General features: G+C 60.6%; 9 protein-coding genes. 6 read left to right on the top strand and 3 right to left on the bottom strand.

Annotated features, from left to right (window positions below):
• The first annotated feature begins 44 nt into the window (after positions 1-44).
• Complete coding sequence (locus ACFRFQ_RS12615) at positions 45-941, top strand: cutinase family protein (protein WP_378657653.1); 897 nt, start codon at positions 45-47, stop codon at positions 939-941.
• A 2-nt stretch (positions 942-943) separates the two neighbouring features.
• On the opposite strand, the gene ACFRFQ_RS12610 is transcribed toward ACFRFQ_RS12615, so the two are convergent.
• On the bottom strand, positions 944-1,495 hold the full coding sequence (locus tag ACFRFQ_RS12610; RefSeq protein ID WP_378657650.1) for a DUF732 domain-containing protein: 552 nt from the start codon (positions 1,493-1,495) through the stop codon (positions 944-946).
• A gap of 200 nt (positions 1,496-1,695) precedes the next feature.
• Between ACFRFQ_RS12610 and ACFRFQ_RS12605 the strand changes: the two genes are divergently transcribed.
• From ACFRFQ_RS12605 to ACFRFQ_RS12595, 3 genes are all read left to right on the top strand, one after another.
• Positions 1,696-2,550 (top strand): hypothetical protein, encoded by an 855-nt coding sequence (locus ACFRFQ_RS12605; protein ID WP_378657647.1) that lies wholly within the window; start codon positions 1,696-1,698, stop codon positions 2,548-2,550.
• A gap of 127 nt (positions 2,551-2,677) precedes the next feature.
• Complete coding sequence (locus ACFRFQ_RS12600; RefSeq protein WP_378657644.1) at positions 2,678-3,535, top strand: hypothetical protein; 858 nt, start codon at positions 2,678-2,680, stop codon at positions 3,533-3,535.
• A 94-nt stretch (positions 3,536-3,629) separates the two neighbouring features.
• The gene (locus ACFRFQ_RS12595) at positions 3,630-4,337 is read left to right on the top strand and encodes a hypothetical protein (RefSeq protein WP_378657642.1); all 708 of its coding nucleotides are present in this window, start codon (positions 3,630-3,632) and stop codon (positions 4,335-4,337) included.
• Between the two features lie 4 nt (positions 4,338-4,341).
• On the opposite strand, the gene ACFRFQ_RS12590 is transcribed toward ACFRFQ_RS12595, so the two are convergent.
• Positions 4,342-5,247 (bottom strand): SDR family NAD(P)-dependent oxidoreductase, encoded by a 906-nt coding sequence (locus tag ACFRFQ_RS12590; RefSeq protein WP_378658560.1) that lies wholly within the window; start codon positions 5,245-5,247, stop codon positions 4,342-4,344.
• 147 nt (positions 5,248-5,394) lie between these two features.
• Here ACFRFQ_RS12590 and ACFRFQ_RS12585 point away from each other — a divergent pair, with 147 nt between their 5' ends.
• Both ACFRFQ_RS12585 and ACFRFQ_RS12580 read left to right on the top strand, forming a co-directional pair.
• Complete coding sequence (locus tag ACFRFQ_RS12585) at positions 5,395-7,020, top strand: ABC transporter substrate-binding protein (RefSeq protein WP_378657639.1); 1,626 nt, start codon at positions 5,395-5,397, stop codon at positions 7,018-7,020.
• Positions 7,021-7,186: 166 nt separating this feature from the next.
• The gene (locus ACFRFQ_RS12580; protein ID WP_378657636.1) at positions 7,187-8,803 is read left to right on the top strand and encodes an ABC transporter substrate-binding protein; all 1,617 of its coding nucleotides are present in this window, start codon (positions 7,187-7,189) and stop codon (positions 8,801-8,803) included.
• 96 nt (positions 8,804-8,899) lie between these two features.
• Here ACFRFQ_RS12580 and ACFRFQ_RS12575 read toward each other — a convergent pair whose 3' ends face one another.
• Positions 8,900-9,220 carry a UBP-type zinc finger domain-containing protein gene (locus ACFRFQ_RS12575; RefSeq protein ID WP_378657632.1) on the bottom strand — a complete coding sequence of 107 codons (321 nt, stop codon included), beginning with the start codon at positions 9,218-9,220 and terminating at the stop codon, positions 8,900-8,902.
• Positions 9,221-9,257 lie beyond the last annotated feature (37 nt).

Below are 9,257 nucleotides of genomic sequence, written 5' to 3'. Positions count from 1 at the left end.
TGCGGTGAGTACAGGGGCCCGCCTGATTGGATATGGGGTGTTTGATGGGCGCGAAGCGCTTTGTTGCGATGTTGTCGGTTGTTGCGGCCGCCGGTGTAGTGCAGGCCGTCGGCGCACCGACGGCATCCGCAGCGCCCTGCCCCGAACTGTATGTCGTGGCGATTCCGGGAACGTGGGAGCCGTCAGGCGCTTCGCCCGGTGCGGGCATGCTCGCACCGGTCACCAGTGGTCTCCCGTCGTCGGTACGAACCGACTACGTCACGTACTCGGCTACCGCTTTTCCGTGGGAATCAAATGTTTATGCCAGATCGAAGAAGCAGGCCGTCGACAACGCGCGCGGCATGATCGGGGCGATGGCGGCATCGTGCGGTGACACTCGATTCGCGATAGTCGGGTACAGCCAGGGCGCCGATGCGGCCGGAGACCTCGCCGCCGAAATCGGGACAGGCATCGGTGTCGTTCCGCCCAATCGTGTTGCCGGCGTCGGTCTGCTGTCCGATCCGCGTCGATCCGAGTCCGATGCGTTGGTCGGTCCCTGGGTTGGCGGAAACGGCGCCAGTGGTGCTCGCATCGGCGGATTCGGTTGGCTGTCCGCCGATACCGTCACTCTCTGTGCTGCGGGCGATCTGTACTGCTCGACGCCCGAAGACGATTTTGTGATGCGTCTGGCCGGATTCATGGCACAGGTTTCCGATCCCACGCCGGCGACGGCTCTCACGTTGCGCGACGAAGCAGCTGTGATCGTCCGCGACTTGATCACTGCGGGTGGACTTCCCGCGCTCATGGCGCAACTTGATCCCGGCGCCAACAGCCGACGTGTCGATCAGTTGGTCGATTTCTACGGATCGCAGGTCCATACCGACTACACCCGTTACGTGGTCGACGGTTCGGGCACAACCGCTACGTCGTGGCTGCACAACTGGCTGGCCGGTAAAGCCTGATATCAGCAGTACGTGTTTTCTGCTGTCTCCACATAGATTTCGGCGATTCGCGGTGACGTCATCGGTGTGATCTGGGCGTAGACGTCGCCAACTGCCTTGAACTCTGCGAGTACCTCGGATCGCGGCATGCCCTGGGCGATGGCGTTGCAGGTACCGTCGGCGTAGAGGATCTCGGCGGAGTCCATGCCGCTCGGCGGGATTCCCGCCAGTCGCAGTGCTGCGAGGTAACGCTGGCCCCGTTCACCGGCTCCGGCAACAATTTCGTCCGGTGAGCGTGCGTCGATCGGTGTATTTGCTTCGACAGCTGCCGGAGGCGCACTCGGCAGTGCCGGCGCCGATGCGAGTGCGCTGGGCTCGAGAGTGCTGGGCTGTGGCGCTTCAACCGCTGATGTCGAGGTCGGAGCAGCCACTGGGGGCGTCGTCGTCGATGCCGCGGCACTCGACGACGCGACGCTCGTTGTCGAACTCATTGTCTCGGTAGCTGATTCGTCGCTGCAGGCACTGAGGAGCAGGCCGCTCGCGGCAAGGCACACAATCAGGTGTTTGGTGTTCATCGCCCCTGAGTGTGACACACCGTATCGGATAAATCGTCCATTTTAAGGAAATTTCCTTGGGGCTGTTTTCGACTCGAAACTGTGTGATATACATCTGTCCAGGTTGTTACTTGTGAGTAAGAACACTCCACTGCGTTTGGTTCCGGCAGTCGATTACACAAGCAGCGACTGTCACTCCCACACCATTCGAAGGAGTCTCAGTGCACAACTCTCGCAAGAATTCACGCGCTCGCCGCCTGGGCGTTCGCGCAGCAGTAATCGCCGGAACTGCCGGCACCGTTCTGGCAATGGCGGCGCCGATGGCGTCAGCTGACCCCGTTGCCGAGTCGATTCCCGGCGCTGCGGTTTGTCCGGCGACCGCCGAATCTTGTGTGTCCGTCGTGGTCAACAGCGGGACTTTCGAAAACAACGGCTTCAACCTGCCCATCGGTGACGGCGACATGATCATCGCCGCGGAAGCCGGTTCGGGGGAAGGCGTGAGTACCGTCCTCCTGCCACGCGACGACGGTCATTTCGGTGTTTACGCCAAGCCGATGACAGTGCCAGGCGGAGTGCTCGGTATCGATCTGCCGTTCAACAATCTGTTCGGGTTGGCGGCGGTCACCGCTGAGGTGCAGGCGGTGGACGTGCCTGTTTTCAACGATCTGATCACCAACATGGACATCAGCCTGCCGGTTCGGATGAAGATCAACAACGCCTTCCTGGGCAACAACTGCTATTTGGGATCCGAGGCAGCGCCGGTGAACTTCCATCTCACGCCTACGGCAGACTCCAGCCCGGCTTTCGAGGTATTGCCGTCCGGTTCGTTGAAGGTCAGCCCCGTCAAGAGCGCGACAACCGACTTCGCTATTCCGGCTGCCAGTGGTTGTGGCCCGTTCGGTGTGTTGAATCCGATCGTCAATTGGCGAGCCAAGACGCCCGCAACTTCGGGGACCTCGCTCAATACCGTGTCGACGGCATACCTGTACCCGGGTGGTATCGACGGCAGTGATCCGCTCGACGATCTCGGTGGCGGAACGGGCTCACTCGGGTCGAGCGGTAGCTCGGGCTCTTAGTAGGCCGCACGGTCAACGCGAAGGTGGCGATGTCTTCACTCGCCACCTTCGCGTCTCAATTCTTCTGTCGACCTGGCAGATTGGCCGCATCTGTGGCTGAAGTTCCACAATTCCAAAGGATAATGTAGTGCAGAATTCAGTAAAGAGTTCGCGGGCAAAGCGATTCGGTGTCCGCGTCGCAGTCGTAGCCGGTAGTGCCGGCACCGTACTTGCCCTGGCGGCACCGATGGTATCGGCGCAGGAGGCCCTGCCGCCGATTCCCGGCGCTGCGGTGTGTAACGACACCGTCGGTGCGCAGGTATGTTTGACGGTCGACGTCCTGAATGGAACGTTCGACAACAACGGATTCAACCTGCCGATCAAGGCTGGGGACATGATCATCACGTCAGCCTTGGATGAGACCGCTGACGGCGCAGTCTTCACTCCTCGCGCTGATGGGCACAACGGTTTGTATGCCAAGCCCATGACAGTGCCGGGCGGGGTGCTCGGTATCGATCTGCCGTTCAACAATCTGTTCGGGTTGGCGGGTGTCACGGCTGAGGTGAAGGCGGTCGCGGCTCCATCGTTCAACGGTGACCTGATGGATTTCGACATCAGTCTGCCCGTCAAGATGAAGATCAACAACGCCTTCCTGGGAAGTAACTGCTACCTGGGGTCCGAGACGGAACCGGTGAATTTCCGTCTGAAGAACGCGAATCCGGGCGAATCGCCGGAGTTTGAGGGAATTGACACGGCGGTGAAGTTCCTCGGCATCGAGAACGTTGCCGAAGATTTTGCCATTCCGAAGGCGAGTGGTTGCGGCCCGTTCGGCGTTCTGAATCCGATCGTCAACTGGCGTGCAAAAACACCTGCCACGGCAGGCACGTCTCTGACGACTACGTCCGACGCCTACATCTTCACTCCCGGATTCGAGGGCAGTGATCCACTCGAGGACCTCGGCGGTGGAACGGGATCCCTGGGGTCCAGCGGTAGCTCGGGGTCCTGACCCCTTCGTGCGGTTGCTTCACATTTGCCCATAGCTCAGTATTGTCAGCGGCAAGACCATTGCCGGCTGTTCACTACTTATGGGAGATTTGCCGATGAATCATGTTCGCGTTCTGACTTGGATGGCTGCAGGTGCCGTGGGAGTAGCAATATTTGCCAGCGCACCTGCAGTTGCCGAACCCTTGCCAGGGTCAACACCGTCGGTGGTAACGGTCGATTCGATTCAAGTCGCCCGCTCGTGGCATATCGGCACCGAGGTTACGGTGTCGGGAACCGCGACTACATCGTCCGGGGATTTCGAATCCAGCTTTTACGACAAGGGATTTGGTCTCCAGAGCGGCAATTCGGGCATCTATGTCAGTGATCCCGACAATTCGGCCGTATCTGTTGGTGATCGGGTTGAGGTCAGCGGTGTCCTCGCAGATCAGGAGGGCCTGCTTGTCATTCGGCCGAGCGCGGTCACGCGTCTCGGTTCCGCCCCGGCGGTACGGCCGGAGCGGTTGCCGCTCAGCGCTATCGGTGAGAGTAGCGAGGGGCGCCTTGTCACGGTATCCGGCATCGTCAGCGCGCCCGTCGTCGATGATCTGCCGTACGGACACAAGATTTTGGTGTCGGGAGCAGGAGGAAACACTGTCATCTTCGTGAACACCCAGGCGGGTATCGACCCGGCATCTATTCTGGTTGGTCGACCCATCACCGTCACTGGCTTCAGTGGGCAGTATGCGGACACTTATGAAGTTCTTCCCCGCACGAAAGACGACGTACGACAAGGATTCACGGGAAGTATCTCATTCGGAAGCTGATTTCTCACAGAGCATTGACGCGTGCTCCGACGCGCATGGAACTCGGGTAGAACCGGCTGAGCCGGTACCCGAGTTTCGCTTCGGGGGTGACGGGCACAATTGCCTTGTTGGTTCGCACCGCCTTGACGATGGCGCTTGCCACCCGGTCGGGTGTGAAGTTTCGGCGACGGTAGAAGTTGTCCGCCTTGGTTTGATTTCGAAGTTGTTCCGCTGCAGTGGTTCCGGCGAACTCGGTGGTCTTGACGATGTTGGTATCGACAATGCCGGGGCAGATGGTACTGACACCGATTCCATGCGGAAGTAGTTCTGCACGTAGGCAATCGGAGAGCATGAACACCGCCGCTTTGCTGGTCGAGTATGCGGTCAGTGCTTTCTGCGGTGTGTATGCCGCGGCGGACGAGAGGTTGACGATGTGTCCGCCGGAGCCGCGTTTGATCATCATCGGCGAGAAGGCGCGGCAGCCGTACACAACTCCCCAGAAGTTGATGTCCATGACTCGCTCGAACTGTCGCTGTGTGGTGTCTGCGAAGGTTCCCGAGAAGCCGATACCGGCATTGTTGACCACGATGTCGGGTACTCCGTGGTGTGCGGCGACGGTTTCCGCGAATCGAGTCATGGCTTGCTCGTCGGCCACGTCCACGTGATACGCGTGCGCACCGCCGCCGAAGACTGCTTGGGCTCCACCGACGCTCGCGGGTGAGTTGATGAGTGCGGCTGTGTCCTGGGCGCTTTCGAGGTTGACGTCGCACACGACGAGGATTGCGCCCTCGGCGGCAAAAGCGAGCGCGGTCTCGCGGCCGATGCCACTGCCTGCTCCGGTGACAACCACCAGCGTCCCGGTGAGGTCGCGTAGGCGTCGTTGTAGCTTTGCACCGCGTCGCCAACTGCCGATGTCCCTGATGAGTCCCATGCGGTTCAGTCCCATGTGCTTCAGTCTCATGCGTTTCCCCCGTCGTTTTGCGCAGCTTAGGCTATTTTGCGAAACACTGTGTCTCAGGTCACAAACTGTGAGAACTTCGCATCACACCGCAGTTGTACGACCGACCTGGAGGTTTCGATGAGCCGCAATTCCCGATCAGGTAGTCGCGGCGTGGCAGTTGCCGCGCTGGCTATCTCCGCAAGTTTGTTCCTTGCCTCATGTGCCGGAAATGACGACAACGGGGGCGGTGGCGGGGGAGAGTCGGCCGATTCCGGGTCGTCGTTGAAGATCGGAATGGTGAACGAGCAGGCCGATCCAGGCTCGCCCACCAAGGGGGGCACCCTCACGTTCAGTGGCTATTCACCGGTGACGACACTCGATCCGGCCAAGGCTCAGGTATCGGGCTCCACCGGCGGCAGCGAGCTCAGTGCAATCTACGACGTGCTGATGCGATACGACCCCATCGAGCAGACGTTTGTGCCCCAGTTGGCGCAGTCGCTCGAGCCGAATGACAAAAGCACCACGTGGACGTTGAAGCTGCGTGACGGCGTGACATTCAGTGACGGAACACCTTTCGATGCGCAAGCCGTTACTGCGAGTATCAACCGCTACATGACGAACAAGGGGCCGCAGTCGGGATTGTGGATCGACAAGGTCGCCTCGATGGATGCGCCGGACGCAACGACGGTTGTCTTCAATCTGGTTGATCCGTGGACGGGTATCGAGCCGATGCTCTCGACCGGCCCCGGCATGATCGTTGCTCCGGCAGCGCAGCAGGGTGATCAGTTCACGCCGATCGGTGCCGGTGCGTTCACGCTCGAGAAGTTTGCTCCCAACGAGGAAATGCTGCTCGCTGCTCGTACTGACTACTACGGCGGCGCGCCGAATGTCGACAAACTCAAGATGGTCAGCATTCTCGGTGCGCAGCCCACTTCCGAGGCCCTGAAGTCCGGCGGTATCGATGCGGCGTACATACGCACGTTGGGGCCGATCCTCGATCTGATCGAGAACGGCAACCCGGGCTTCATCGACATTCCCTCGCTCGGCTACATCGCAAACGTCAATATGGCTCCGGGTCGGCCCGGAGCGGATCTGCGTGTGCGCCAAGCGATGACGTACGCCGTCGATCCGTCGACTTTGGATGTCCGTGCCAACGACGGTAAGGGTCTGCCGGGTCAGGTGATCTTCCAGGACACGTCGCGCTGGCACAACGATGTTGCTCCGATCGGCGTCGATCCGGCCAAGGCGAAGGAACTGCTCGATCAGGCGAAGGCCGACGGTTACGACGGCAAGATCAGTTACCTCACGATGCAGGAGCCGTCGGCGCAGGCCACGGCGCTCGCTGTGCAGGCCATGCTCAATGCTGTCGGGTTCGACGTCCAGATCGAGAACGTCAACAACGTCGGTGACCTGGTCAAGCGGATGTATGCCGATCGCGATTACGACATGGCTACTGCGGCTCTCAACCTCACCGAGGCAGACCCTTCCGAGCGTCTCTACACGGGCCTCAAGACCGGGGGGCGTAACAACACCACGGGCTACTCGGACGCTGAAATGGATCAGTTGCTCGACGAGTTGGGTGTTGCGATCAGCGACGACGACAAGAAGGCCGTCCTCGTGAAGATTCAGGAACGTGCCAACGAGACCCTGCCGTGGCAGGTGTGGGGCACCGGACCGGCTCTGGATGTGTGGAATCAGAACGTGCACGGACTTCAGCCGAGTATCGACGGGATCCTGCTCTTCGACGAGGTCTGGAAGAAGTAGCCCCAGTGCGCCTTTCTGGTAGCACCCTCGCTGCCGGAAAGGCGCATAGGCCTTGGCCACCGACTTTCCACTGAGTGGGACTAAAAATTAATACTTGTGCCTTAGGTCACAAACTGTGACAGCTTCGCATCACATCACAGTTGTAGTCCGATCTGGAGGTTCGTAAATGAGTCGCAGTTCTAGGCGCGGCAGTCGAAAGGTCGCAGCAGTCGCCCTGGCTGTTTCCGCCGGTTTGTTCTTGTCCTCGTGTGCCGACAGTGGAGCGGACGGCGGCGACGCGCCGGAGTCCGGCTCGGCTCTCTCGATCGGTGCCGTCAACGTGCAGTCCAACGAGGGTGATCCGGTCAAGGGTGGAACGCTGACGTTCAGCGGATATTCCGCCGTGACGAGCCTCGATCCGTCGAAGACGCAGATTGCCGGCTCGGTGGCCGGCTCGGAGCTCGGGGCGATCTACGACACCCTGCTTCGTTACGACCCGACGTCGCAGAAGTTCGTTCCGAAGCTCGCCAACTCGATGGAGCCGAGCTCGGATTTCAAGACCTGGACGCTCAAGCTGCGCGATGGTGTGAAGTTCAGTGACGGCACGCCGGTCGACTCCGCTGCCGTGTCGTCGAGCTTGGCTCGGTACGTCACCAACAAGGGACCGCAGTCCAGCCTGTACGCGTCGAAGGTTGCGTCGGTCGACACGCCGGACGCGTCGACGGTTGTCTTCAATCTTGTCGACCCGTGGACGGGTATCGAGTCGCTGCTCGCTACCGGCCCCGGCATGATCGTTGCGCCGAGCGCTCAGCAGGGTGATCAGTTCACGCCGATCGGTGCAGGTGCGTTCACACTCGAGAAGTTCGCTCCCAACGAGGAACTGATTCTCGACGCGCGTGAGGATTACTTCGCCGGCGCCCCGAACCTGGACAAGTTGCGCATGATCAGCATTGTCGGTTCGCAGGCCACGAGTGAGTCGCTCAAGAGCGGCGGCGCAGATGCCACGTACATGCGATCACTTCCGAACGTGCTCGATCTCATCGACTCGGGCTACCCAGGTTTCGTCGACATTCCGTCGCTGTCCTACTTGTCCCTGATCAACACGGCTCCGGGTCGCCCGGGTGCCGACGTCCGGGTGCGTCAGGCACTGGCGCTGGCCACGGATCCCGTTGCACTCGACAACCGACTCAACGAAGGCAAGGGTCTTCCGGGGCAGGTCATCTTCCAGGACAGCTCGCGCTGGCACAACGACGAGGCTCCGATCGGCGTCGACCCGGCCAAGGCCAAGCAGCTTCTCGACGAGGCAAAGGCCGACGGTTTCGACGGCAAGATCACGTACCTGACCCTGCAGGAGAACTCGGCTCAGGCGATGGCTCTCGCACTGCAGTCCATGGCCAACGCCGTTGGCTTCGACTTCCAGATCGAGTACGTCAACTCGGTTTCCGACGTCGTCAAGCGTTTGTACGTCGACCGCGACTTCGACATGTCGACTGGTTCCGCCAACCTTCCGGAAGCCGATCCGTTCGAGCGTCTGTACTCGAACCTCAAGACCGGCGGCCGCAACAACGCAACAAGCTTCTCGGACGCTCAGATGGATACGCTGCTCGACGAGTTGGGTGTCGCGACGTCTGACGACGCGAAGAAGGAGGTTCTTGCCAAGATCCAGGCACGCGCCACTGAGGTTGTGCCGTGGCAGATCCTCGGAAACACGCCGTGGCTTGGCGTGTGGGGCAAGAACGTTCACGGCGTCCAGCAGAGCATGGACGGCATCATGTTCTTCGACGAGGCGTGGAAGACCAACTGACGGAATCTGAATAACTGAATACGGAAAAACCGAAGCCGGAGCTGCGCACTGCATCTCCGGCTTCGGTGTATTTTGCTTCGGTGTATTTCGGGGTATCTAGCCCATCAGATCGTGGACGTAGCACCAGCGCCAGGACTCTCCGGGTTCATGGGAGCGCATGACGGGGTGTCCGGTCGCGCGATAGTGGGTGGTGGCGTGTTGGTGCGGGCTGGAATCGCAGCATCCGACGTGGCCGCAGGTGAGGCAGATTCGTAGATGTGACCAGTTGTCCTCGCCCAGTTCGGCGCATCCTTGGCAGACTCCGGGAGTTAAAGCAGCCGGGTCGGTTTCGGGCGTTTCAGCCAATTCTTCGCAACCGCTTGCCGCCGGTTCGGGTGCCGGTGTGCGGGAGGCGACGCGCTTCAGGATCTTTTTCATCACTATCCATAGTGCACGGTGGCCGCCGATCCTGCAT

It is taken from the genome of Rhodococcus sp. NPDC056743 (genome assembly GCF_042790355.1).
Taxonomy (GTDB): Bacteria; Actinomycetota; Actinomycetes; order Mycobacteriales; family Mycobacteriaceae; genus Rhodococcus_F.
The sequence above is the reverse complement of the archived record's forward strand: the minus strand, read 5'-3'. Positions and strand labels throughout refer to the sequence as shown.

Bases quoted from the DNA above. Each gene is read 5' to 3' on its own strand.
- ACFRFQ_RS12615 (WP_378657653.1), top strand. From the start codon at position 45: ATGGGCGCGAAGCGCTTTGTTGCGATGTTGTCGGTTGTTGCGGCCGCC.
- ACFRFQ_RS12610 (WP_378657650.1), bottom strand. From the start codon at position 1,495: ATGAACACCAAACACCTGATTGTGTGCCTTGCCGCGAGCGGCCTGCTC.
- ACFRFQ_RS12595 (WP_378657642.1), top strand. From the start codon at position 3,630: ATGAATCATGTTCGCGTTCTGACTTGGATGGCTGCAGGTGCCGTGGGA.
- ACFRFQ_RS12590 (WP_378658560.1), bottom strand. From the start codon at position 5,247: ATGGGACTCATCAGGGACATCGGCAGTTGGCGACGCGGTGCAAAGCTA.
- ACFRFQ_RS12585 (WP_378657639.1), top strand. From the start codon at position 5,395: ATGAGCCGCAATTCCCGATCAGGTAGTCGCGGCGTGGCAGTTGCCGCG.
- ACFRFQ_RS12580 (WP_378657636.1), top strand. From the start codon at position 7,187: ATGAGTCGCAGTTCTAGGCGCGGCAGTCGAAAGGTCGCAGCAGTCGCC.
- ACFRFQ_RS12575 (WP_378657632.1), bottom strand. From the start codon at position 9,220: ATGAAAAAGATCCTGAAGCGCGTCGCCTCCCGCACACCGGCACCCGAA.